The 23,757-nt window shown below is 59.9% G+C and carries 18 protein-coding genes, 2 tRNA genes and 1 pseudogene; 19 read left to right on the top strand and 2 right to left on the bottom strand.

What is annotated here, in order from left to right; genetic code table 11:
- The first annotated feature begins 25 nt into the window (after nucleotides 1–25).
- From M2650_RS10820 to M2650_RS10760, 13 genes and pseudogenes are all read left to right on the top strand, one after another.
- Nucleotides 26–1,183 carry a TrbL/VirB6 family protein gene (locus M2650_RS10820; protein ID WP_249474446.1) on the top strand — a complete coding sequence of 386 codons (1,158 nt, stop codon included), beginning with the start codon at nucleotides 26–28 and terminating at the stop codon, nucleotides 1,181–1,183.
- 25 nt (nucleotides 1,184–1,208) lie between these two features.
- Nucleotides 1,209–1,730, top strand: coding sequence for a DUF4189 domain-containing protein (locus M2650_RS10815; RefSeq protein WP_249474444.1), 522 nt, complete (start codon nucleotides 1,209–1,211; stop codon nucleotides 1,728–1,730).
- 206 nt (nucleotides 1,731–1,936) lie between these two features.
- A complete protein-coding gene (locus M2650_RS10810) occupies nucleotides 1,937–2,260 on the top strand; it encodes a DUF4189 domain-containing protein (protein WP_249474442.1) in 324 nt (107 codons plus the stop codon).
- Between the two features lie 31 nt (nucleotides 2,261–2,291).
- A complete protein-coding gene (locus M2650_RS10805; RefSeq protein ID WP_425602540.1) occupies nucleotides 2,292–3,056 on the top strand; it encodes a TrbG/VirB9 family P-type conjugative transfer protein in 765 nt (254 codons plus the stop codon).
- Nucleotides 3,053–4,249 (top strand): TrbI/VirB10 family protein, encoded by a 1,197-nt coding sequence (locus M2650_RS10800; protein WP_249474440.1) that lies wholly within the window; start codon nucleotides 3,053–3,055, stop codon nucleotides 4,247–4,249. The genes M2650_RS10805 and M2650_RS10800 overlap by 4 nt, the downstream gene beginning before the upstream one ends.
- A gap of 7 nt (nucleotides 4,250–4,256) precedes the next feature.
- The gene (virB11, locus tag M2650_RS10795; protein WP_249474438.1) at nucleotides 4,257–5,297 is read left to right on the top strand and encodes a P-type DNA transfer ATPase VirB11; all 1,041 of its coding nucleotides are present in this window, start codon (nucleotides 4,257–4,259) and stop codon (nucleotides 5,295–5,297) included.
- A 90-nt stretch (nucleotides 5,298–5,387) separates the two neighbouring features.
- Nucleotides 5,388–5,792: pseudogene (locus tag M2650_RS10790) on the top strand (lytic transglycosylase domain-containing protein); the annotation flags it as partial.
- A 270-nt stretch (nucleotides 5,793–6,062) separates the two neighbouring features.
- A complete protein-coding gene (locus tag M2650_RS10785) occupies nucleotides 6,063–6,455 on the top strand; it encodes a TrbC/VirB2 family protein (protein WP_249474436.1) in 393 nt (130 codons plus the stop codon).
- Nucleotides 6,448–6,801 carry a VirB3 family type IV secretion system protein gene (locus M2650_RS10780; RefSeq protein ID WP_249474434.1) on the top strand — a complete coding sequence of 118 codons (354 nt, stop codon included), beginning with the start codon at nucleotides 6,448–6,450 and terminating at the stop codon, nucleotides 6,799–6,801. Before M2650_RS10785 ends, M2650_RS10780 begins: the two co-directional genes overlap by 8 nt.
- Nucleotides 6,802–6,804: 3 nt before the next feature.
- Nucleotides 6,805–9,270 (top strand): VirB4 family type IV secretion/conjugal transfer ATPase, encoded by a 2,466-nt coding sequence (locus M2650_RS10775; RefSeq protein WP_249474432.1) that lies wholly within the window; start codon nucleotides 6,805–6,807, stop codon nucleotides 9,268–9,270.
- A 270-nt stretch (nucleotides 9,271–9,540) separates the two neighbouring features.
- On the top strand, nucleotides 9,541–10,446 hold the full coding sequence (locus M2650_RS10770; RefSeq protein WP_249474430.1) for a hypothetical protein: 906 nt from the start codon (nucleotides 9,541–9,543) through the stop codon (nucleotides 10,444–10,446).
- Between the two features lie 34 nt (nucleotides 10,447–10,480).
- Nucleotides 10,481–12,202, top strand: coding sequence for an XVIPCD domain-containing protein (locus tag M2650_RS10765; RefSeq protein ID WP_249474428.1), 1,722 nt, complete (start codon nucleotides 10,481–10,483; stop codon nucleotides 12,200–12,202).
- Nucleotides 12,203–12,355: 153 nt separating this feature from the next.
- Nucleotides 12,356–12,432, top strand: a tRNA-Asn gene (locus M2650_RS10760).
- Nucleotides 12,433–12,594: 162 nt separating this feature from the next.
- Here M2650_RS10760 and M2650_RS10755 read toward each other — a convergent pair.
- On the bottom strand, nucleotides 12,595–13,131 hold the full coding sequence (locus M2650_RS10755; protein ID WP_249474426.1) for a GspH/FimT family protein: 537 nt from the start codon (nucleotides 13,129–13,131) through the stop codon (nucleotides 12,595–12,597).
- A 151-nt stretch (nucleotides 13,132–13,282) separates the two neighbouring features.
- On the opposite strand from M2650_RS10755, the gene uvrB reads away from it, so the two are divergent.
- The 4 genes from uvrB to M2650_RS10735 all read left to right on the top strand — a co-directional run bounded on the left by uvrB (nucleotide 13,283) and on the right by M2650_RS10735 (nucleotide 19,099).
- Nucleotides 13,283–15,334, top strand: coding sequence for an excinuclease ABC subunit UvrB (uvrB, locus tag M2650_RS10750; protein WP_249474424.1), 2,052 nt, complete (start codon nucleotides 13,283–13,285; stop codon nucleotides 15,332–15,334).
- 184 nt (nucleotides 15,335–15,518) lie between these two features.
- Nucleotides 15,519–15,593: transfer RNA gene (locus M2650_RS10745), tRNA-Val, on the top strand.
- A gap of 169 nt (nucleotides 15,594–15,762) precedes the next feature.
- Nucleotides 15,763–16,620: an HpcH/HpaI aldolase/citrate lyase family protein gene (locus M2650_RS10740; RefSeq protein WP_249474422.1), complete on the top strand. Its 858-nt coding sequence runs from the start codon at nucleotides 15,763–15,765 to the stop codon at nucleotides 16,618–16,620.
- The gene (locus M2650_RS10735) at nucleotides 16,613–19,099 is read left to right on the top strand and encodes a sodium:solute symporter (protein ID WP_249474420.1); all 2,487 of its coding nucleotides are present in this window, start codon (nucleotides 16,613–16,615) and stop codon (nucleotides 19,097–19,099) included. Before M2650_RS10740 ends, M2650_RS10735 begins: the two co-directional genes overlap by 8 nt.
- 103 nt (nucleotides 19,100–19,202) lie before the next feature.
- Here the strand turns inward: M2650_RS10735 and M2650_RS10730 are convergent, their stop codons facing one another.
- A complete protein-coding gene (locus M2650_RS10730; RefSeq protein ID WP_249474417.1) occupies nucleotides 19,203–19,985 on the bottom strand; it encodes a phytanoyl-CoA dioxygenase family protein in 783 nt (260 codons plus the stop codon).
- A 182-nt stretch (nucleotides 19,986–20,167) separates the two neighbouring features.
- On the opposite strand from M2650_RS10730, the gene M2650_RS10725 reads away from it, so the two are divergent.
- Complete coding sequence (locus M2650_RS10725) at nucleotides 20,168–21,049, top strand: LysR family transcriptional regulator (RefSeq protein ID WP_249474415.1); 882 nt, start codon at nucleotides 20,168–20,170, stop codon at nucleotides 21,047–21,049.
- Nucleotides 21,050–21,443: 394 nt separating this feature from the next.
- Nucleotides 21,444–23,690, top strand: a complete 2,247-nt coding sequence (locus M2650_RS10720) for a TonB-dependent receptor (protein WP_249474413.1) — start codon at nucleotides 21,444–21,446, stop codon at nucleotides 23,688–23,690.
- Nucleotides 23,691–23,757: the final 67 nt, after the last annotated feature.

Here is a 23,757-nt window from a genome sequence, read left to right as displayed (position 1 = left end):
TTCGAGCGCCACTGAAGGAAGTCCTATGCAGGATCTATTGAATACTCTTGTTGGGTTGCCCGGCTTGAGCGATCTGTTGGGCGGCATGCCAGGTTTGCGGGCCGGCCCGCTGGACGACGCTTCTAGTTTCGTTTTCTTTCGGGAGGTCAACCAGTTCTTGCGTGGCGAGATCGACGAATTCGGCGACAACCTGCTGGGCCGGATGATGACCTGGGTGGGCGGCATCGCCACCACCTTGTTCACTTTGTGGATCATGATCCAGGGTTACCGCATCACTACCGGCCAGTCGCGCGAGTCGATGGTAGCCATGGCCACCCACTCGCTGCGCTCGGTGATGATCATCGGCGCGGCGACAGGCATGGCCTTCAGCGGGACCACGCTGCATGAGTTCCTGACCGACCGGATGAACAAAGAGATCACTCAGGTGGTTACCGGGGAGGAGGGCGACATCTACGAGAGCATCGACCGCAGCCTGGGCTATATGCAGCTGGCCTTCAGCAGCATCGATTCCATTCAGACCGCGGGCAGCGAGGCGCTGGAGAAGAACAAGGATCGGGACATGATGTTCGTCGCGATAGGGGCGGGCGGTCCGGCCATCGTGGCAGGTTCAATGCTGTTGTTGAACAAGGTCGCGATGGCGCTGGTGCTGGGATTCGGACCGTTATTCATCATGGCGCTGCTATTCGAGCGGACCAAATCGTTGTTCGATAAGTGGGTGCTCTACGGTATCGGCACCATGTTCTCGCTGGCTGTGCTGAGCGTGATGGCGGCCATTGCGATGGATGTGATCTGCGCGGTAGCGGCGACATTTTGGGTGGGAAACTGGACGGGCGCGAATCCAGAGGGCATCAATAGTTTGGCGATGCAGCAGGGTGGGTTGGGGTTGATTCTTACGACACTGTTGATCGGTACGCCGCCGATTGCGGCTGCGTTTTTCCAAGGAACGTTAGGTACCTTCTCGGCGTACTCGGCTTTCGGGGGAGGGCGAGTCGTAGATGCATCGGGCAGGCATCCTGGAACTTCCGGCTATCAACCTAATGCACCTCAGTACAACTCGCAGACTCAACTAGCGCGCCAGCCACAGCACAGCCCAGGCCCGCAGATAAGAGGGGATAGAACCGCAAATACGGCGCCTACGGTTGGACATAGTGGTGCGACAAATCGTGATAGGACTCATGAGTAAACCAGAACATGGTTTGGAGAGAAAGATGAAAAAAATTTCCGCGCTTCTGGTGCTCTTAATGATCTGTGGAGAGCTATCAGCTCAGAGCTGTGGTGGCGGCATTCCTTCAGCGGGCAATCCATATTGCCTGCCACCTTACCACCCGAGCTCGCCTCACTATCAAGGCCAAGATAAATCTAATGATACGTCTAACGCGCAGTGGAGACTGACTTGGGGGGCGGTTGCTATGAGTGCTAATGGTGATGCTTCAGTTGGTGTTTCTGTGGGAAGGAGCACGAGAATGGATGCAGAGCAGGAAGCGATCACGCAATGCGAGTTACTAACTGCAAGTAGATGTGAACTTGCCATAGCATACGAAAATCAATGCGCTGTTATCGCATGGCCATCACGCAATGGAGCGACTGAAAGCGGAAGTCCAATTGTGATGAGCGGGCCTTCAGTAGAGAAATTATCAAAAGCGGCAGTGGCTGAGTGCGGTAAGGGGCGTAAAGATGGGGAGTGCAAGATTGTGTATTCAGATTGCACCAAGCCGGTGTTGGTGCAGTGAGTGCAAAGCTGACGTTTATGCGAATCAGATTCCTCACGGTAACCATATTGTGTCTATGCGGAGGGCAAGCATTTGCGCAATATGTAATTGGAGATATGAGCTATACCTGTCCAGTGGGAGTCAACTGGAACGACCCAAGGTGCATCAGGCAACCGAGTTACAGCGAGAGCAGTCAGCAAGCGCCTTTGCCTATTCGGGAGCCATCCATGCCGAGGAAATGGGGGTCGATCGCGGTCGACCCAGCCAAGCAAGTGGCTGGATTTTCTAAAGGCATGGAAACGGATAGGCGGGCGGAAAAAGCTGCGATCAAAGACTGCAAATTCAGGGGCGGCAAAAGTTGCAAGTTAGAGACTACGTACTCCAATCAGTGCGTTGGCATGGTGGTAGGGAAAAATTCCATATTCAGGACGGCGCGGGCAGAAACAGAAGGTAAAGCCTTGCATTTTGCGATGACGATCTGCGAATACGAAAGCGGCGTCAAATGCCAGATTTACTACGCAGGATGCTCGTTTGCGGATCGCGTGAATTAATTAGGGCGTGTACAGCATTGGTAGAGACTGAATGAAGCTTCGAACTGTTCAAAAACGCAGGCTGGCCCTCTCTCTGCCGATTCTGACCGGATGCTTGCTTGCGGCACCGACGATGGCTCAGGTATTTCAGGAATACACCTATGAGGAAAACCGAATCTATCCGGTGCGGACTGGGCTTGGCATAACCACCCAGATAGAACTGAGCCAGAACGAGCAAGTGCTGGACTACAGCACCGGATTCAGTAGCGGCTGGGACCTCAGCCGGCGCGAGAACGTGTTCTACCTGAAGCCACGCAACGTGGATGTGGACACAAACCTGATGATCAGGACCGCGACCCATTCCTACGTCTTCGAGCTCAAGGTAGTCGCCACGGATTGGACCGCCCTGGAGCAGGCCAAGCAGGCCGGCGTGCAATACAAAATCACCTTTGCCTACCCGAACAACGCCGAATTCAAGCCTAAGACCGAGGAAACTCGGCAATTGGCTACTGCCCTGGAAAAGGATAGGAGCTACAACTTCGATTACGACTATTCGGCGCGTACGAAGCAGGCCTGGCTCGTCCCCACCGCGGTTTACGACGATGGTCAATTCACATATGTGCGGATGAAAGATTTGAAGAAATCCCCGACCGGAAACTTTCCAGCCATTTTCGCAAGGGAGCAAGAACGCAGCGAAGACTTCCTGGTGAACACCACCGTCGAGAGCAACACCCTAGTGGTGCACGGCACTTACCCCTATCTGGTGATCCGGCACGGTGACAACGTGGTCGGCCTGCGCAGGAACACGAAGAAATGAGCCAGACCAATAGCCCTGAATTGCCGGAAGACCCGTTACCCGATGAGGCGGGTTCTGGTTATCGGCAAACGGCGGAAGATGGCGATCAACGTAGCTCGTACGTCAACGAGAGGCGCGCCGAACACGATCTGGATGCCCATGCACCGCAGTTGGGCCGTCAGGATTCCAGGAGAACCAATCGCCTGGTCTTGGCGTTGGTGGGAGCGGTCGGCGTGCTGATGGCCGTCGTGATCGGGTTTTTGATCTTCAAGAAGTCGGATTCCTCCTCGTCTGGGGCAGCTCAGCCCCGGGCCGAAAACGTGACCGTTCCGGAAACCCCGGACATTACGCCAACGGATGCGCCGGAGACGCAGCCCATACCGCTCGAACAAGCGGCCAGGGATGCCCGCAAGAAAATGCCCCCGCCAGAAGAAGACAGCCTTCCGCCCTCGGCGGCACCGCGCGCACCTACCTTGATGGAAAGACGGATGGGCAGCGCTGAAGTCACGCCCGATGCGCAGGCTTCTCAGGCGCAGAACCCTTATCTTCAAGCTCTCGCGGCACGCCAGAACGAAAAACCTCAGGAAAACCCGCAGGTAAAAACCACCCGCGCGCAGTTCCTGTCCAATCCGGATGCGCTGCTGGTCCGTGGGACTTACCTGAGATGCGTCCTGGAAACCCGCATCATCACCGATATCAAGGGTTTCACTTCCTGCATCGTCACCGAGCCGGTCTATTCGATCAACGGACGCAAGCTTCTGATACCCAAAGGTTCGAAGATCTCCGGCGCCTACGACACCGACGCCAACGGACCGCGCGTTTCGGTGATTTGGGATCGCATCATCACGCCGACCGGCGTCGATGTGACCATGTCCAGCCCGGGCGTCGACAACCTGGGCGGCGCTGGTCATCCCGGCGACTACAACGCCCATTGGGCCAGTCGCATGAGCTCCGCGTTGATGATCAGCCTGATCAGCGACGCGTTCAAATATGCAGCGGCAGAGCACGGTCCGCCGTCGACCACAGTGACCAATGGCATCGTCACTCAGGAACCTTTCGAGAGCAACACGGCGCGCACCATGGAACGACTGGCCAATCAAGCGCTCGAGCGTAGCGTAAACAGACCCGCCACAGTCACTATCCATCAAGGCGAAGTGGTCAATGTCTACGTGGCCCAGGATATCGATTTCTCTGCCGTTGCGGCGGATATCTGAGGCGGTCATGTACGACGATAACGCCGCCACCGCCCAGATTTCGAACGGGTTCCTCGAGTACCAGTACGAGGTGCTCGGCGTGCTCGAGCACATGGCCTCGTCGGAAGTTACCGAGATATGCATCAATCGTCCCGGCGAAGTCTATCTGGAAACCAGAAGCGGCTGGCAGCGGATCGCCGTGCCTACCCTGACCTACGAACGTGCCCGCCAGTTCTGCACGGCAGTGGTCAACGAAAGCAATACTGGACAGCGGATCACGGACACGGACCCCGTCGTTTCTCTCACTTTCCCCACCGGACAGCGTGCGCAGTTTGTTATTCCGCCCGCCTGCGATGCCGGGAAAGTATCGATCACGATCAGATTGCCGTCGAAGCAGACGAAGACCCTGTGTCAGTACCAGCAGGATGGATTTTTCGATCGGGTTATAGAGCAGGAAGGCGCGATCAGCGAACAGGACGCCGAATTGGTGGAGTTGAAAGCAGCGCGAAACTACGCCGAATTCTTCAGGAGAGCGGTGCTCTACAAGAAGAACATCGTTGTTTCCGGGGCTACCGGTAGCGGCAAGACCACGTTCATGAAATCGCTGGTGAACCATATTCCCAGCGAGGAACGCCTGGTGACCATCGAAGACGCCCGCGAGTTGTTCATCAGCCAGCCGAATGCGGTGCATCTGCTTTACTCGAAAGGTGGGCAAAGCACCAGCAACGTCACGGCGAAGAGCTGCATGGAGGCCTGCCTGCGGATGAAGCCGGACAGGATCATCCTGGCCGAGCTGCGCGGCGACGAATCGTTTTACTTCATCCGCAACTGCGCTTCGGGTCATCCCGGCTCTATCACCAGTTGCCACGCCGGAAGCGTGCAACAGACCTGGGATCAGCTGGCATTGATGGTCAAAGCCTCTACGGAGGGTGCCGGCTTGGAATTCGACATCATCAAACGGCTGCTCACGGCGACCATCGACATTTTGGTCCACATCAAAGCGCATGCGGGCAGGCGCCACATCACCGGGATCGATTTCGATCCCACACGCGCACAGCGCGGGGCGTAAGCGAAGAAGTAAACGGCTAATCAGGAGGTGAAAGTGTTGCCAGTCGTAGACATCAACGCATGCCAAGGGTTGGCGGTGCCGGTCGATGTCATGCATCACGTGGTGAACGTTGAGTCTTCGTTCAACCCGTATGCAATCGGAGTGGTCGGCGGTCGGCTTGTGCGACAGCCGAATAGCCTGCCCGAAGCCCTCGCCACCGTCGGCATGCTGGAAGGCAAGGGCTACAACTTTTCCATCGGTTTGGCCCAGGTCAATCGCTACAACCTGGCCAGGTACGGCTTAGTCTCTTACCAGAAGGCTTTCGAAACCTGTCCCAACCTGCAGGCAGGGTCGCAGATCCTGGCGGAATGCTATGCGCGTTCTGGCGGGGATTGGGGCAAATCCCTCAGCTGCTACTACTCCGGAAATTTTACGACCGGATACCGGCACGGCTACGTACAAAAGGTATACGCGTCCATGCGGGACGGGGCTGTCAGTGGCCGCGGCGAAGCCTTACCGAAAGCGATCCCGGTGATTGGGAAAGCTGCGCGTCGCACGCTGCCGGTGCAGCGCCACCCGTTGTATTCGACGCGGCGAGTGGAGCCACCGATGCCGGCCTCATCGTCGCCCACCATGCTACCGCTCGCCCAAGCACAGACCTCTGTTAAAGATTCCAACGCGATGGCCGGCTCCCCCGAACCGGCCATCGACGAGGCATTCGTGTTCTAACCGCATCGTCAGCGTACCCGTTACCGACCCCTACCTCGAAACCATAGGAGAATCTCGATGAAATTTCTCAGCCATGCGAATCATCATGCGGTCAGCCCGAGCCAATTGCGGACAATGGCCAGCGCTTTTTGCTTGGTAGCGGCCCTGGCGATCCCCGAATTGGCGATGGCAGGCGCCCCGCCTGGCGGCGACGCAGAAGGAGAGGTGACGCGCTTCTTCAAAAGCATCAACGGTCTGCTCAATATCGCATCGATCGCGGTAGTGACCATTGCGGTCGTTTTCGCCGGCTACCAGATCGCCTTCGCCCATAAACGCATTTCCGATGTCGCGCCGATCCTGATCGGTGGGTTCTTGGTAGGCGCCGCCGCTCAGATCGCCAAGATGCTGATCGGCGACAACAGTCTGGACACCGCCATGCTGACCGGCGTTCTCAACGCGCTATATGCATAGGAACGCGCTCTTCCGCGGCTGTACGCGTCCGGCCATGTTCATGGGCGTGCCTTATGTGCCGTTCTTCATCGGTGCCGGGTCGTGTCTGTTGCTGGCGATGTACTTCGATATGTTCCTGTTGTTACTGATCCCGCCTGTGATCTTCGTGATGCGGCAGATGGCGCGCCGAGACGAAATGGTCTTCCGCCTGTTGGGCCTGCGCTGGCAGTTCAAGTTCAAGGCGAAGAACTTGAATCGCAATGCCGGTATGTGGGTGTTCTCGCCGAACGCCTATCGCCCCAGGCCAGGTGCGGCAGATGTTGCTTCGGTCCGTCAGCTGCCCTCAAAGCGAGCAACCAGGAGATAACCCGTGTTCAGCCCGGACGCTGCAATCGCCGAATTCGTACCCCTGTCTACGCACGTGTCGCCTTCGGTACTTAAAACGACCGGAGGCGACTACCTGCTGGTTTGGCATCTGGGCGGACTTCCATTCGTAGGGCGGGAAGAATGGGATATCGAGCACCGCCACAACGCTTTCAACCGTATGCTGCAGACTTTGCGAGCGCCGGATTTCGTCAATGTCGCATTCTGGGCGCATGACGTTCGACGTAGGCGACGCATCGAGACGAGTAGTCGTTTTGGACAGACCTTCAACCAGGCCCTGTCTGATGCGTATTACCAGGCACTTTCGGCGCAGAAGATCATGCAGAACGAGCTATACCTAACCATGATCTACCGGCCGGTGGTGGTGGGTAAGCGATTCGTCGAAAAATCGGCGGACATTACCCAGCTCCAATCCGAGCAGCACCAAGCTATCGCCAAGATCCACGAACTGGCGGATAGCGTGGAGGCGGTGCTAAAGGACTATTCGCCCTACCGCCTGGGCATCTACGAATCGCGCAACGGCACAGTATTCTCGGAGGCCTTGGAACTGTTCGGCTATCTGCTCAACCGCCTGGATGAGCCGGTGCCGGTGCTGAACGCGCCGATCAATGCCTACCTACCGGTGAGCCGGCATATGTTTTCCAGCAAGACCGGCGATTTCATCATTAACACGCCGCACGGCAAGAATCACTTCGGTGCCATCCTCAATATCAAAGAATATGCTGACGGCACTTATCCAGGGATCCTCAATGGCCTGAAATACCTCGATTTCGATTACACCATAACGCATTCATTCAGTCCTATCGGTCGTCAGGATGCTTTGAAAGTTCTGGAACGTACCAAAGGCATGATGATCTCCTCTGGCGACAAAGCCGTCAGCCAGATCGTCGAACTGGACCATGCTATGGACCAGCTGGCATCCGGTAACTTCGTCTTGGGCGAATACCACTTTACCCTGGCTCTGTATGCCGATTCGCAAGAGAAACTCGCGCAAAACATTGCGTCCGCGCGCGCAGAACTTTCGAATGCTGGTTTCGTCTCCACTAAGGAGGATCTGGCCGTGGCCTCATCCTTCTATTCACAGATCCCGGCCAATTGGAAATACCGCACTCGCCTGGCCAACGTCAGCTCCTTGAACTTCCTGGGTCTGTCGCCGCTGCACAACTTCGCATCTGGTAAGAAGGACAATAATCCATGGGGGGAATGCGTCACGACGCTACAAGCAACCAACGGCCAGCCGTATTACTTCAACTTCCATGCCACTCATCCCGCTGAGCATTCCCTGGGAGAAAAGGCCATCGCCAATACGCTGGTGATCGGCAAGTCCGGTACAGGAAAGACGGCGCTGATCAATTTCTTGTTGAGTCAAGTGCAGAAGCTGGACCCTGTGCCGACTATCTTCTTCTTCGACAAGGATCATGGTGCGGAAATCTTTGTCCGCGCCTGCGGCGGCAATTACCTAGCCCTTGAGAACGGACGGCCCACCGGCTTCAATCCGTTCCATTGCGATCGCAGCGAAGCAAATATTCATTTTTTGGTCGATCTGATCAAAGTGCTGGCAGCCAAGCCCCGTTATAGCGCGCGCGAAGAGGAGGATATCTTCCGTGCTGTCGGTAATATGCTGGACACGCCTATCCGCCTGCGCAATCTGACGAATTTCCAGAGAAGCCTACCTAACCTGGGCGACGACGGTTTGTTCGCTCGTCTGCGCAAGTGGACCGCTGGCCAAGCGCTGGGTTGGGTCTTCGACAACCCGGTGGACCACATCGATCTGCAGAAGGCCAACATCATCGGCTTCGACTACACCGATCTGATCGATAACCCCGAGGTTCGCGTGCCGGTGATCAACTACTTGTTGCATCGGCTGGAAGCGCTGATTGACGGTCGCCGCCTAATCTACGTGATGGACGAGTTCTGGAAGATTCTGGACGGGGAGGGCGGTCTAAAGGAGTTTGCTAAGAACAAGCAGAAGACTATCCGTAAGCAGAATGGACTGGGTATTTTTGCTACACAAAGCCCAGAAGATGCCCTAGCCAGCGACATCGCGTCGGCACTCATCGAGCAGACAGCCACGATGATTCTGCTACCTAATCCCAATGCCAGCCGCGAAGATTATGTCGGCGGCCTCAAACTGACCGAAGCCGAGTACGAGGTGGTGGTGAAGCTGGACGAGCGCTCTCGTTGCTTCTTGGTCAAGCAGGGTCATGGCTCTAGCGTCTGTCAGCTGAATCTACGTGGCATGGACGATGCGCTGGCTGTGATCTCCTCGTCTACAGACAACATTGCTGTGATGCACCAGGTATTGGAAGAGCAGGCGCAGCGCTTCAGCTCAACGCCTGATCAATTGCGGCCAGAGCAGTGGTTGGAGGCGTTCTATGCCAACCGAAAAGGATCAGGGAAGGTGAGTTCGAGGCAGTCTTCTAGTGGCATGCGCCGTGTGGCCGATCTTTGATTTTGGCAACGCTGCGAACCAGTGCGCCGGCGCTTGCAGTCACCCAATGCTTCTCTGAAAAGTAAACTAAGGCTGAGATCCCGGCGACGACATTGAAACACTCAGTTTTACAGCGATATGGCCACTTTTTTAAGCTATATCCGTCATAGAAGGACAGCATCACGGAGAGATGTCATGCATGAGTTGCGCTGTCGGGTCTGTCTATTGAATGTTAAGGCTACTCATTCGATCTTGCCTGCTAGAGATAAAAAGTGACTTAGGGCTTGGCAGATGACGAAATTCAGTCCCGCAACGCTCATATTCGCTTTGGTGTTGCCCGCGTGTGGTTACGCTGATCGCAACCCAGGCTCAACTCAAGGCGAAGCACAGGCCAGGGCGGCGGTCTCTCCCTTCAAGAATCCAGTCGCCATGTCCGCTTCCGTTGAGCATCCGCTAGACCTTTCCCCTCCAGAGCCTTCGGAGGTGCTGCGAGCGATCTATAAGAAGGAAGGTGACGGTTCTTCGTCCTATGACATCGGCAACGAAGTCTGGGTCAGTTATTGGTATGGACATGCTTATCGGGTAGCTGGTCACCAGTATTTCACCGGTTTTGCTTATAACACCGAAGCTTCATCAGGCGATGGCGCAGAAGGCTCCGCGCCAGGCGATCTGGTTTCAATATCACAGGCCACCTATGCCATTTCCCCAAAGGGATCGGTCACTGTTTGGGAGTTTGTGAGCGAAGAACATGGCATCGGTCGTTTCGGTGGGCGTGGACGGGCCAATGCCATTGAGGAAAACCATGAGCCGATTACACATTTGGCTGCAGGTGGAGTTTACATGTTGGCGGTACCTACGTGGTATCTGGAAGGCGGTACCAGGATCAGCGTTTCAGAAGTTTTTCTTCTGAATCGAGAGCGGCATAAATGGCAGTACCTGGGTAGCGTCTCCACTGGCGAAGACAACAGCGCCGGCTGTGCAGACGGTGGGTCAGAAGACGAAGGCTTGCCGCCATGTGCGGTGAACATCGGCAAACTGGAGTTTTACCAGCGGCCGGGAGAAACCATGCCATCTATACGGGTGGTGAGGAAGGGGAGGGTCGTGGATACGCGGGGAAAAACAAGGGAGTTAGATTCTCTTGATGTCTACGAGTACGTCTACGACCAGGTGACATCGAAGTACAAGCTTGCCGGTTAGTCCACTCAACAGGGAGAGTCAAAGGATATGAAGCATGTCACGCGATTACACCAAGGCCGAGGTTCTGAATATCGTGGAAGATCAGGCACGGGCGCACGGTATACCCTCGGCTGATTTTTTACGATTTGCGTTTATCGAAACGGGCGGCCGATTCGACGAGCAGGCGAGCCGTGGGCCTAATGGGGCGAAAGGGCTGTTTCAGTTCGTGCCGAGTACGGCGCGGCAGTATGGCATCGACGGTAGGGAATTCGATCCGGTCGCCAATACCGAAGCTGCGGCGCGTCTCTATCTTGAGAATAGACGCTCATTGGCGAGAAGTCATGAGATGACCGGCCGGCCGTATCTTTCCGAGCGCGAGCAGCCTGACGGCTTGGATATGTACTTGGCACATCAGCAAGGAGCCGCCGGTTATCGCTCTATCCAGAATGCGATTGAAGGCGGTCAATTTTCCAGGCGCGATACTCGCGCGAACATGTTGAATAACGTCAGCGCCAAAGATTTCGAGATGATCACGGGCAAGGATTATCGAGCTTTCGTCCGCATGTCAGACCAAGACATGTCGCGGGCTTTTGTCGGTTACTGGGCCGCAAAGTTCGATCGCATTAGGATTCCGGAGAAAGGCATTGAGCCGTCGCTTGAGGCTCGTCCAGTTCGCGAAGAAAAGCCGCGATACGAAGAGGAAGGTATAGCCCTGCGCGCGGCGTATGATTTAACTATGAAGCACGACAGAGTCCGTTACGGCTTTGGTAAGAAAGCGATCGGTGCGGGAAGGATAGATTGCTCAGGGTGGGCGGTTGAGATGATCAATACTAGCTACTCGGAGGTTAACGCTAAGGCTGGAAAGGTTGTGTATGCAGAATCCGACAGATTTAGCCTGGGCATGGATGCAGCGGCCTCGATTGTGCGTAAGTCTGTACAGATGTCCGGAATTCTGATCGAGGGTCGCCAAATCGATATGGGAGTGCTGCGAGAGGGAATGGTTATTGGGGAAGATAACGGAAACAAGGTCTGGGATAAGGGAAGATACAAGGGGATCGACCATATTGTGTTCGTATTGCGAGATCCGGGCAGCGGAGAACTCATGATTAGCCAATCGCGTAGTGGAGAAGGCGTCGAGTTGGTTCCTGCCGAAGACTATCTCGCCTACAAGCAGAAGAGAGGCGCGAAACTTTATGCCAGCGATCCCCTGTTCGAGGCGCGTCCGCTGTTGAAGAGCGATAGAGATTTATCGCCGTACCTGCAAACTCGAGACGTGTCGCGGCGCGCAGATGAGGTAATGCATGCCATTTCGCACGAACTGGATGAAATGCTGCCCATGGCTGGCAGGTTGGTAGGCAATGGAGGCGTGGCCAGGTATGTTTCGACCGAGCACAAGCGGGCACCTTGGCTTTCTGAGCCTGAGCATCCTGATTACCAGCTCTATAGCCAGTTCTACGACAAGCTGAAGCAGTTGGGCAAGAATGAGCTCGGGTACAGCAGCGAAGCTGCGTATGTGAATGCGGCGGCTAGCCTGGCGGTATCTGCTCGGAGCAATGGCTTGACGAGAATCGACCACATCATCATGAGTACCGATGGAAAGGGGATATTCGCGGTGCAAGGCAGGATGGATGACCCCGCCAATAATTGGCTGCAGGTGGACAAGGCGCAGGCGGCGGGCCAGTCGGTGCAGATCAGTACTGCTCAGATGGATCTAGTAGTCCAGGAAAGAGGCGTCGAGCCAGCGCTTGCGAATGAGATCCGGGTTGTAAGGCGTTAGCTCAGAGGTTCGAATTGCAGGGGTGCGAGGTTTTTGGCGCCTATCTGGGTCGAAGCCACAGCCGCCATAGGCGGCCTGATGCCGCATATGCGTACAGAAGGCCTCGTGGCCCACTTGACCCTGGCCCGTCACCCCCTAAAATAGCTGTCCCCCGCCCGAATAGCTCAGCCGGTTAGAGCACTTGACTGTTAATCAGGGGGTCGTTGGTTCGAGTCCAACTTCGGGCGCCAATTTTGTGCCGTATCTAGAGGCCCTGTGGACTTTCCGCAGGGCCTTTTTAATCACGTAGACGATGTCCGCCCAAGGGGATGCGACATGCAGGTTGTTTGCGGGGCATTTCCCGCACTGGGACTCTCCTAACAGCCATGGAAGCTTACATCTGGCCGCAGGGCTCACTTGGCTTTGGCGCATGTCGGATCCTGGGCGGGATCCCTGACGCTGCGGGGGCGACCCCAATTGTTGAGGATGACCTGGCCCAGAGGGTGATGTCCGTCTTTGGTGCAAAGGCTCAAGGTGAGCGTGCTGCCGGTCGAGCGGCCGTCCGGCTGAAAGCGGGCGCGATGGCGGCCCGGGGTGGTACGCAGAATCAGGCTGCGGCTCAAGGGGTCGCCAACGCGCAGGATGTCGGCGGGGCTACTGGGCTGTCCGGTCTTGTGGGCATCCACGAACACGATCCAGCCCTCCTCCCAGACCAAATCGTAGCGGCATGCGAGCTGATCCTGGCTAGGGCAGACCGACACCGCTTGGTGGCGCAGCAATGCGGCGCTGCGGGCCGAGGCCAACGATGCGGTCAGCATGGAAAGCGCGGTCGCGGTGCGGACGCGTTGCAGCGCGCCATTGAAGGCCGGCAAGCCGAGCGTGGCGACGATCGCGACGATGGCCATCACGACCATGGCTTCCAGCAGCGTGAAACCGGCCTTGCGTTCCATGTTCAGATTCGATGCCGATATTGCAAGCAGGCTCGGTCTTGGGAGGCTTGCGGCCTATCGGTGCTGCGCCGACAGCGGGGTAGGAAAAGGCCGTCCGCGCCCCCATCTTGACGTTCCGGCTAAACTCGAAAAGATGCTCGAACTGTCCTCCATGAACGATCTCGCCCAGCCCGCCGGCTTCCAGCTGGTGGCCCCGTATTCGCCCGCCGGAGACCAGCCGCAGGCGATCGCCAAACTGATCGACGGTTTCGAATCGGGCCTGGCCAACCAGACCCTGCTCGGCGTCACCGGTTCGGGCAAGACCTACACCATCGCCAACATGATCCAGGCGATCCAGAAGCCGACGATCGTGATGGCGCCGAACAAGACGCTGGCGGCCCAGCTGTACGGCGAGTTCAAGGCGTTCTTTCCGAACAACGCGGTTGAATACTTCGTCAGCTATTACGACTATTACCAGCCCGAGGCGTATATGCCTTCGACGGATACGTTCATCGAGAAGGACAGTTCGATGAACGAGCACATCGAGCAGATGCGCCTGGCGGCCACCAAATCGTTGCTTTCGCGGCGCGATGCGATCGTGGTGGCGACGGTGTCGGCGATCTACGGCCTGGGTTCGCCGGAAGACTATCTTTCGCTGCGGCTGATCCTGTCGCGCGGCGAGCGGATGAACCAGCAGGACTTGATCCGTCACCTGATCTATCTGCAGTACACGCGCAACGAATACGAGCTGCAGCGCGGCACGTTCCGCGTGCGCGGCGAGGTGGTCGATGTGCATCCGGCGGAAAGCGACGCCGAAGCGCTGCGGATCGAGCTGTTCGACGGCGAAGTCGAGAAGCTGAGCATGTTCGACCCGCTCACCGGCGAAACCCTGCGCCAGCTGCAGCGCTATACGGTCTACCCGAAGACGCACTACGCGACGACCCGAGAACGCACGCTGTCGGCCATCGAGACGATCAAGATCGAGCTGAAGGAGCGGCTCGAGCAGCTGTACGCGGCCAACAAGCTAGTCGAGGCGCAACGCCTCGCGCAGCGCACGCAGTTCGACCTGGAGATGATGAACGAGGTCGGCTATTGCTCGGGCATCGAAAACTATTCGCGCCACCTCACCGGCAAGGCGCCGGGCGAACCGCCGCCGTGCCTGTTCGATTACCTGCCGCCGGACGCGTTGCTGGTGGTCGACGAATCGCACGTCACCGTGCCGCAGCTCGGCGCCATGTACAAAGGCGATCGCTCACGCAAGGAGACGCTGGTCGAATTCGGGTTCCGCTTGCCGTCGGCGCTGGACAACCGGCCGCTGAAGTTCGAGGAATGGGAAGCGCGCGCGCCGCGGAGCGTATTCGTCTCGGCGACGCCGGGGCCGTACGAAAAGCGCAAATCGGAAGGCCAGGTGATCGAGTTGGTCGTGCGGCCGACCGGGTTGATCGATCCGCAAGTCGAGATCCGGCCGGTGGCGACCCAGGTCGACGACCTGATGTCGGAAATCACCGAACGCGTGGCGATGGGCGACCGCGTGCTGGTCACCACGCTGACCAAGCGCATGGCCGAGAACCTCACCGAATACCTCGGCGAGCACAACGTGCGCGTGCGCTATCTGCATTCGGACGTGGATACGGTCGAGCGCGTTGAGATCATCCGCGACCTGCGGCTGGGCAAGTTCGACGTGCTGGTGGGCATCAACCTGCTGCGCGAGGGCCTGGACATGCCGGAGGTATCGCTGGTGGCGATCCTGGATGCGGACAAGGAAGGCTTCCTGCGTTCGACCGGCTCGCTGATCCAGACCATCGGCCGCGCGGCGCGCAACATCCGCGGCAAGGCGATCCTGTACGCCGATCGCATGACCGATTCGATGAAGCGCGCCATCGATGAAACCGACCGTCGCCGCGAGCGCCAGATCGAATACAACACCGAGCACGGCATCACCCCGCAAAGCGTAGTCCGCGCGGTGATGGACGTGATGGAAGGCGCCCGCGACGACGGCGAGAGCCAGGGCGGCCGGGGCCGGGGCCGCGGCGAGCGCAAGGCGGCCAGGCGCGTGGCCGAGGAAGCAGAAGAGTACGCAGCGCTGGACCCGGCCAAGTTCGCGCAGCGGCTCAAGGCCCTGGAGCAGCAGATGTACCAGCATGCCCGCGACCTGGAGTTCGAGGCTGCGGCGCAGGTGCGGGACCAGATTCGGCGGCTCAAGGACGCCAGCCTGGGCGGTTGAACCGGGCGACGCGGGCCGATGGTCCACGATGCTCCGTAGGTCGGGGCGACGTCCCGGCGGCTTACGAGCGCGTCGGGGCGTTGCCCCGACCTACGGCCCGCAAGATTGGTTGTTCCGATAGTGCCGCTAGGCTAGAATTCGCAGCCCTGCACGGTTTCCCGCGCAGGCGCATCGACGTAAATCGGGGCGGTTAGCTCAGCGGTAGAGCACTACCTTGACATGGTAGGGGTCACAGGTTCGAACCCTGTACCGCCCACCACGCCTTCGAGCGTGGATCCCGGCAACGGCGCGGCTCTGGAGTCGCGCCGTTCTTGTTTCCGGCGACGGTCGCCGGGCAATCGAAAGAAATCCTATCTTTTGAAACCGGAAGCGCCTCTCCAAACCGGCGCGCGGCTTGGCGCAAACTGCGGCCATGACGGGCAGAACCCATGCGTAGCAAGTTGTTCGTGCCGGGCGCGCGGCCGGAATTGTTCGCCAAGGCGTTGGCGGGCGATGCGGATGCGCTGTCCTTCGATCTGGAGGATTCGGTGCCCGCCGAACGCAAGGCCGAAGCTCGGCTGAAGGTGTCCGAATTCGTCGGTTCCGATGCGGTGCGGGCGGCGGCCAAAGTCGTGATCGTCCGGGTCAATGCGCCCGACAGCGGCCATTTTCAGGACGACCTGGCCGCGGCCGCGCGCGACGGCGTGGCGCTGCTGAACCTGCCCAAGATCGAATCCGCGCAAGCTTTGCTGGCGGCGATCGGCGTCGTCGAACGCGCCGAATCTGCGAACGGCGTCGCCGCGCCGATCGGGCTACTGGTGAATATAGAGACGCCTGCGGCGCTGGCGCACGCCGCCGAGATCGCCGCCGCGCATCCGCGCGTGGCGGGACTGCAATTGGGCCTGGGCGACCTGTTCGAGCCTTACGGCATCGACCGCCGCGGCATCGCCAATGTCCACGCCGCGATGTTCGCGGTGCGCATGGCCGCCGCGCAGGCGGGCCTGTTCGCAGTCGATGGCGCTTTCGCCGATCTCGCCGACGATGCCGGTTTCAGCGCCGAGGCGGGCATGTCGCGCCGGCTCGGCTATATCGGCAAGACTTGCATCCACCCGCGCCAAGTCGCCTTGGCCAACGCTGCATTCGCTGCATCCGCGGAAGAACTCGCCGCCGCGCAGCGGATCGTCGACGCTGCACAGTCGGCGGCGCAGCAAGGGCATGGCGCCTTCTTGGTGGACGGTAGGATGATCGATCTCCCTTTCCTGAAACGCGCGCAAGCGCTCGTCGCGGCGGCACAACCGCATGCGTGACGCAAAAGGGCAGGCCGCGCCGCGGGGTGGCGCATTCGCGGCGCTGATGCGGCTGTTCGCAGCGATCTGCGTGCTGGCTTTGGCATCGCCCGCCGGCGCGGAAAGTCTGACGCCGATGCGCGGCGGCTCGCTGCCGGCGTTGCAGGCGTCCTCCGAGCCGCTTGTCGGCATCGCGATGATCGAGGGGCGGCCTGTCGCGATACAGCGCGATGCTGCATGGGCATTGGACAAAGACAAGACGGCGTGGTCGCCGCTGCCATGGCGCAACTTCGCCGATTCGGCGATCGTCATCGGCCTGTTCGGCGACGAAGCCCGGACGTATGCACTGACCGGCGCTCCGGGATCGCAAGCCGTCACCGGCGTAGCGCAAGTCGTCATCGCCCACGGCCAGCTCGGGCTGCAAGCGCTGCCATCGTTGCCGATCGCGCTCGAACAGGCGCATGGCGCGATCAAGGACAACCAGATCTATGTCGCCGGATTGGACGGCATGGCGGCGCAGCTGTTGAGGGCCGAACTGGATGCGGTGAATCCCCAGTGGACAAGGTTGCCAGGATGGCCCGGCGTGGACCGGCCGACGTCGCTGATGGCGCAGACCGGAGCGGTGTTTATAACAGTCTCCGGCGCGCAAGGCGGCCGCGAATCGCTGTTGCGCTGGTCCGCCGATCAGGGCTGGACGCGGGTAGGGCAGGTGCCGGGCACGGTCGTGCCGAATTCGCCGCGCCCCATCGGCCAGGCGCATGCGATTTATCTGGTGCGCGAGCCGGGCACAGAGGCCGCGGCCGTCCCGATGACCTTCCAGACCATCACTCGCGCCTGGGCGACGTTGCCGGGAGTCACCGTGCCCGAGCCGGTCGCCGTAGCGCCATGGCACGACGGTTTCCTCTGGGCGCAGGCATCGCGAGGCGGGCCAGTTCGGTTCGGCTATGCGCAAATCGAATCCACCAAGCTGCTGCTGAAATGGCTCGACTGGATCGTGATTGCGCTCTACCTGATCTCGATGCTCGGCATCGGCCTGTACTTCTACCTGCGGGAAAAGCGCAATTCCACCGCCAATTTCTTCGTCGGCGGCCGCAGCATCCCGTTCTGGGCCGCGGGCGTCAGCTTGTATGCCACCAATACCAGTTCGATCAGCTTCATCGCGATTCCGGCCAAGGCGTTCGAAACGAACTGGCAATACCTTACCAACAACCTCATCGCGATCCTCGGGCTGATGTTCGTGGCGGTCTGGATCGTGCCGCTGCTGCGGCGCCTGGACCTGATGTCGGTGTTCTCGTACCTGGAAACGCGCTTCCATCCGGCCGTGCGCATGATCGCCAGCGCGCTGTGCATCGTCATGCAGATTGGCAGCCGGATGAGCATCATCCTGTTCCTGCCGTCGTTGGCGATCGCCACGATCACCGGCATCGATGTGGTGTGGAGCATCCTGATCATGGGGGTGTTCACGATCCTGTACACCACGCTGGGCGGCATGAAGGCGGTGATCTGGACCGATTTCGTGCAGGTCTTCGTGATGTTCGGCGGTGCCTTCTTCGCGATCGCCTTCATCATCTACAGCATCAACGGCGGCATCCCCGAATTCCTCGCCGCCGCCAATGCGGACCACAAGTTCAAGCTGCTCGATTTCAGTTTCGACCTGACGCAGGCCACGGTCTGGGGCTTCATCTTCCTGGTGCTGTTCGACGTCGTGCTCACCTTCCCCAAGGACCAGGTTCTGATGCAGCGCGTGCTGTCGACGAAGTCCGACAAGGAAGCCGGCCGCTCGGTATGGGCCTTCGCGGCGATCATGATCCCGGGCGGCTTCTTCTTCTACATGATCGGCACCGCGCTTTACGTGTATTACCAGTCGCACCCGGAGCGGATGAACCCGACGCTGCCGATCGACGCCACATTCCCGCTGTTCATCGCCGCGGAGCTTCCTGCCGGCATCACCGGGCTGATCATCGCCGGCATCTTCGCGGCGGCCATGTCGACGCTGTCGAGCATTATCAACAGCGTTTCGACGCTGGCTTCGGTCGATTTCTACGAGAAGCTGGCGAAGAATCCAACGCCCAAGAAAAGCGTGTTGTTCGCCGAACTGATCGGCATCGCGGTCGGCCTGGTCGGCATAGGCATCGCGCTGCTACTGTCGCGCTTCGATATCCATTCGCTGTTCGACGTGTCTATCGAACTGGCCGGCCTGCTCGGCGGGGGCTTCGCCGGCGCCTATACGCTGGGCATGTTCACGCGACGCGCCAACTCGCCGGGCGTGGCGATCGGCATCGGCTCGAGCATCTGCCTGACGATGCTGGCGTGGTCTTTCGACCTGGTGCATCCGTATTTCTACCTGGCGATCTCGATCCTGCTGTGCATCGTGATCGGCTATCTGGCCAGCCTGATGTTCCCGGCGCCGAAGCGTTCGCTGGCGGGGCTGACGATTTATGCGGATAGGGCCAGCGATTCGAATCGCGACCATCTTCCTGCGCCGGAAAAGGCGGATTGACGCGGCTCTTCGTAGATGCGGCTTCAGCCGCACGCTCTTAATGTTTTCCCATCGATCGGCAAGAGCTCGCGGCTGAAACCGCTCCTACGAAAAGCCCGCCGCGTCAGGCCTTCTTCGCGTCCGGCATTTCGCCCGCCATGCGCCGCTCTCCGGTGCGCTGGTTGACTTTTACGCGCCACGGATAATGGTTTCCTTCACCGCCTGCGCCCACCGCCTGCAGGTGGTTGGTGACCGCTTTGCGCCAAGCCTTGCCTGTGTTGGCATTGCTCATGTGCGGGGTCTTGGAATGATGGAAGGCGACATCGCCGCGCGCCATCGGGCAGGCCACCGCGCGGCTTTCGTCGACCTCGCACACCAACAGATCGCTCTGCACGCCTTCGACCAGCCGATGGACGAGCACGCCGTTCTGGTGTCCGCCATCGACGAAATGCATGCAGCCGTTGACGGTGTCGACGTCCTGTAGCGGGATCCAGCCGGTGATGCCGCGATTGTCGAGATTGCGGCCCCAGTAACCCTCGTCCTGGTGCCAGTAGGTCGGGGAACTCTTGCCCGGCGGCTTGCCGAGGAACTGGTCGTACCAGAATTCCATGTCCAGGCCCATCAGGGCGGACGCGAACGACGCCAGCCACTTGCGATAAGCCTGCTCCTGGATATCGGGCCAGACGTAGGAAGGCGAGGACTGCACGATCCGGAATGACCGCTCCTCTTTGCTTTCCTTCTCGTCCCAGGCCCAGTCGTTGGCCAGGCGGTCCTTCTCGGCGATGAGGATGTCGCAATGCGCTTCGATCTGGTCCAGATCGGCCTGCGGGATCGCCTGCCTCACCACCAGGTAGCCGTGCGCGTCGAAGAAGGCGATCTGGTCCGCGGTCGCTGCGGGATAGTCCATGGCGGCTTACCGGCTCAGTAGGCGGTCGCCTAATTGTTCGCCCGCCGCCGTGATGCGCCAAGCGCGCGGCGCTATCTTCAAACGCAGCCATAAGTGTTGTTCGACAAGTCTCCACGGCGCCAGCTGGGCATGGCGCCGGCCGCGGCCGTCGTGTAGCCTGCCGCCACGCAGAGCGAGACGACGTGGACACCCAGTTCCTCAACACCTTCGTGACCGTGGTCGACCAAGGCTCCATGGCGGCGGCGGCGCGCGTGCTCAACATCACCCCGGCGGCCGTGGCGCAGCAGATCAGGACGCTCGAGCGGGAGATCGGTGCGACCCTGATCGCTCGGGTCGGGCGCACGGTCAGCGTCACCGAGGAAGGGTCGCGGATCCTGCAGCGGTCGCGCGACCTGTTGCGCAGCGTGGCAGATTTGCGCAGCGTCGCCAACGACAATGCGGTCTCCGGCGAATTGCGGCTCGGCGCGTGCCCGACCGCGCTCGCCGGCATGCTGCCCGATGCGCTGGCGCGGATGGTCGAGGCCTTCCCGCTGATCAACGTATTCATCAAGCCCGGTTATTCGGCCGACCTGTACCGCGCGGTGGAGGAGGGCGACCTCGACGCCGCCATCGTGCTGCAGGCGCCCTACGACCTGCCCAAGACCTGCGAATGGCAGCTGCTGCGCGAGGAGCCGCTGGTCGTGCTGGCGCCCGAGAGCATGGCCGGCCGCGACCCGCACGACTTGCTGTCCACCCAACCGCTGATCCGCTACGACCGCCACCAATGGGGCGGCCGTCAGGCCGACGAGTATCTGCGCGCGGCGGGGATCGTGCCGCGCGAGCGCTTCGAGCTGAATGCGCTCAACGCCATCGCAGTGATGGTCGATCGCGGCTTGGGCGTGTCGCTGGTGCCGGACTGGGCGCGCCCTTGGCCAGAAGGGTTGCGCGTAGTCCGTATTCCCTTGCCCGCGGCGACGGTGCCGCGACGGATCGGCGTGGTCTGGTCGCGTTCGAGCGTGCGCGTGCGCCTGGTAACCGTTTTCCTGCAGGAAAGCCGCAAGGCGATGCAGGCGCAGGCGCGCTGACGTTCTTGTAGGCGCCGGCTTTTGTAGGAGCGGCTTTAGCCGCGAGCTCTTTCCCGCAAGACGCCGCTGCTGGAAATAGCTCGCGGCTAAAGCCGCTCCTACAAAACCGCTCTTTCGAAAAGCCGCATGCGGTGGAAAGACGGTTATGTTGCACTGCGACAAACTTTTTCTATCGTGGTAAGCAACAAAAACTAGTCTCTGAACATAGTCCGCGGCGGTTCTACCCGTGGAATAGAGCGCATAGGCTCTCGCGCAACAAGGCTGTTGAGCACGGCGCCAGGGGGGCGCAGCAAGCGGGCGCGCGGATCGCTGCCGTCGTCCGCGCATCACCGCAATGTCCGAAATGCGGTCCGTCGCGTTTCCGCAGCCACGAAAAACATCGAAGAGACGACACATGATCAAGCCACTTTCCGCCGCGATCGCATGCATCCTGCTGGCCTCCGCACTGTCGCCCGACGCGCGCGCGCAAGAGGCCGCGCCGACGGACGATAACGCCAAGAAGAAAGAAGCGGTCGACCTGGACAGCGTCATCGTCACCGGTACCCGCGCGCCGAAGGCCGTGGACAAGATTCCGGGCGCGATCACCGTCGTCTCGCAAGAAGAAGTCCAACACACGTTGGCGGTCACCGAAGACGCGACCGCGGTCCTGTCGCGCACGGTGCCCGGCTATGCTGAATCTTCGCAGGCGATGAGCAACACCGGCGAAACGCTGCGCGGCCGCTTGCCGCTGCGCCTGTTCGACGGCGTGCCGCAAGGCTCGCCGCTGCGCGAAGGCACCCGCAACGGCACCTTCACCGACATGGGCATCATCAGCCGGGTCGAAGTGATCAACGGCCCGTCCGCGTCCGAAGGCATCGGCGCCACCGGCGGCGTGATCAACTACATCTCCAAGACGCCGGACAAGGAAGGCTACGAGACCACGCTGACTACGCGCTACAGCACCCAAGGCCACGAGGACAGCGAAGGCTGGAAGGTCGGCGGCATCTTCACCGCCAAGCAGGCCAACTACGATTTCATCGGTGCGGCTTCGTACATCGACCGCGGCATCTCCTACGACGGCGACGGCCGCCGGATCGGCATGAACACCAGCGGCTCGCTGGCCAGTTCCGAATCCAAGAACCTGTTCCTCAAAGGCGGCTACAACTTCGGCGAGGATGGCGTGCAACGTCTGCAGCTGAGCTACAGCAAGTTCAAGGTCGAAGGCAAAGGCGAGTACATCCAGGTGCTGGGTTGCCGCGGTCCGGACGATGAAGACGCGGATCCGCCCTGCGTGGTGCCGCGCACGAACACCTCCGAGAAGGGCCAGATCTTCGGTTCCAAGGACGCGTTCAACGACTTCGAACAGATCCAGGCCGAATATTCGCATGCCGATTTCTTCGGCGGCACGCTGATCCTCAATGCCTACGTGGCCGACCAGGCGATGCGCTACCTGCCGGAAAACAGCGACGATAAGCAGCTGGTCAAGGTGGACGAAAATTTCGACGAGAGCCAGCGCATCTACGACCAGTCCGAGATCGATACCAAGAAGAAGGGCCTGCGCACCTCGTGGACGCGCACCTCTTTGTTCAACGTCGACGGCCTCGAACTGCATACCGGCGTCGACCTCGTGGAAGACGAAGCCGAGCAGCGACTTGCGCTGACCGACCGCACCTGGGTGCCGCCGATGAAGTACACCAGCGTCGCGCCGTACCTGCAGCTGTCCTACGACATCGGTCCGGTCACCCTCAGCGGCGGTTACCGCCGCGAGGACGGCGAACTCGAGGTCGACGACTACACCACCACCCCCTTCCGCAACAGCGTGTTCGTGGAAGGCGGCAAGCTGGATTACACGGCCGACCTGCCCAACGCCGGCGTCATCTGGCGCGTCGCCGACGGGTTCTCGCTATTCGGTTCGTACAGCAAGGGCTTCACCTTGCCCAACGTCGGCATTCCGCTGCGCAACGTCAGCGTGCCGGGGCAGAGCGTGGACGGCATCCTGGACCTGCAGCCGGTGATCGTGGCCAACAACGAATACGGTTTCAACTGGCGCGGCGCCTACGGTTCGTTGAACGGTTCGGTCTACCGCTCCACTTCGGAATTGGGCGTGTCGCTGCAGATCGATCCGACCACCGCCGATTTCATCATGACCCGCGCGCCGGTGGAGATCAAAGGCTTCGAGCTGAGCGGCGAGCTGAATTTCGGCGACGACGTGACGCTGAATGCGCTTTACTCGGAAATCCGCGGCAAGACTTCGTTCTGGTCCGCCGATCGCGACGGGCGCTTCGGCCCAGGCCCATTGAACAAGCCGATGGGCGTGCTGGACATCAACCCGGACAAGTTGGCCATGTCGGTGACCTGGAGATTCCTGCCGAATGCGGATGCGACCCTGGGCGCGACCCGTTTGTCCGACCGCGATCTCTACGGCACCGACGTGCGCCCGTTCGACGGCGCCGAGTTCAGCTACAGCGAAAAGACCGAGGGCTACACGCTCTGGGATGCCAGCGTGAACTACGATGCCGGCCGCATCGGCAAATTCACCCTCGGCGTTGAAAACCTGCTCGACGAGCAGTACATCCTCAGCTGGTCTCAGCTGGCCGGTTTCCAGAATTACTGGGCCGGACGCGGGCGCATGACCTCGCTGACGTATACGATTTCGTTCTGAGCCTCCGTGCTCCAATGGAGCGGGCCGGCGGCCCGCTCCATTTTTGTTTTTAGCGGAAAGACGACCG

It is taken from the genome of Luteimonas galliterrae (assembly GCF_023374055.1).
Lineage (GTDB): Bacteria > Pseudomonadota > Gammaproteobacteria > Xanthomonadales > Xanthomonadaceae > Luteimonas_C > Luteimonas_C galliterrae.
Note: the sequence above shows the minus strand (reverse complement) of the source record. Positions and strands in the feature narration are given on the sequence as shown.

What these genes read in the sequence shown, in the direction of transcription:
- M2650_RS10820 (WP_249474446.1), top strand. Translation starts at nt 26, where the DNA reads ATGCAGGATCTATTGAATACTCTTGTTGGGTTGCCCGGCTTGAGCGAT.
- M2650_RS10815 (WP_249474444.1), top strand. Translation starts at nt 1,209, where the DNA reads ATGAAAAAAATTTCCGCGCTTCTGGTGCTCTTAATGATCTGTGGAGAG.
- M2650_RS10810 (WP_249474442.1), top strand. Translation starts at nt 1,937, where the DNA reads ATGCCGAGGAAATGGGGGTCGATCGCGGTCGACCCAGCCAAGCAAGTG.
- M2650_RS10805 (WP_425602540.1), top strand. Translation starts at nt 2,292, where the DNA reads ATGAAGCTTCGAACTGTTCAAAAACGCAGGCTGGCCCTCTCTCTGCCG.
- M2650_RS10800 (WP_249474440.1), top strand. Translation starts at nt 3,053, where the DNA reads ATGAGCCAGACCAATAGCCCTGAATTGCCGGAAGACCCGTTACCCGAT.
- virB11 (WP_249474438.1), top strand. Translation starts at nt 4,257, where the DNA reads ATGTACGACGATAACGCCGCCACCGCCCAGATTTCGAACGGGTTCCTC.
- M2650_RS10785 (WP_249474436.1), top strand. Translation starts at nt 6,063, where the DNA reads ATGAAATTTCTCAGCCATGCGAATCATCATGCGGTCAGCCCGAGCCAA.
- M2650_RS10780 (WP_249474434.1), top strand. Translation starts at nt 6,448, where the DNA reads ATGCATAGGAACGCGCTCTTCCGCGGCTGTACGCGTCCGGCCATGTTC.
- M2650_RS10770 (WP_249474430.1), top strand. Translation starts at nt 9,541, where the DNA reads ATGACGAAATTCAGTCCCGCAACGCTCATATTCGCTTTGGTGTTGCCC.
- M2650_RS10765 (WP_249474428.1), top strand. Translation starts at nt 10,481, where the DNA reads ATGTCACGCGATTACACCAAGGCCGAGGTTCTGAATATCGTGGAAGAT.
- M2650_RS10755 (WP_249474426.1), bottom strand. Translation starts at nt 13,131, where the DNA reads ATGGAACGCAAGGCCGGTTTCACGCTGCTGGAAGCCATGGTCGTGATG.
- uvrB (WP_249474424.1), top strand. Translation starts at nt 13,283, where the DNA reads ATGAACGATCTCGCCCAGCCCGCCGGCTTCCAGCTGGTGGCCCCGTAT.
- M2650_RS10740 (WP_249474422.1), top strand. Translation starts at nt 15,763, where the DNA reads ATGCGTAGCAAGTTGTTCGTGCCGGGCGCGCGGCCGGAATTGTTCGCC.
- M2650_RS10735 (WP_249474420.1), top strand. Translation starts at nt 16,613, where the DNA reads ATGCGTGACGCAAAAGGGCAGGCCGCGCCGCGGGGTGGCGCATTCGCG.
- M2650_RS10730 (WP_249474417.1), bottom strand. Translation starts at nt 19,985, where the DNA reads ATGGACTATCCCGCAGCGACCGCGGACCAGATCGCCTTCTTCGACGCG.
- M2650_RS10720 (WP_249474413.1), top strand. Translation starts at nt 21,444, where the DNA reads ATGATCAAGCCACTTTCCGCCGCGATCGCATGCATCCTGCTGGCCTCC.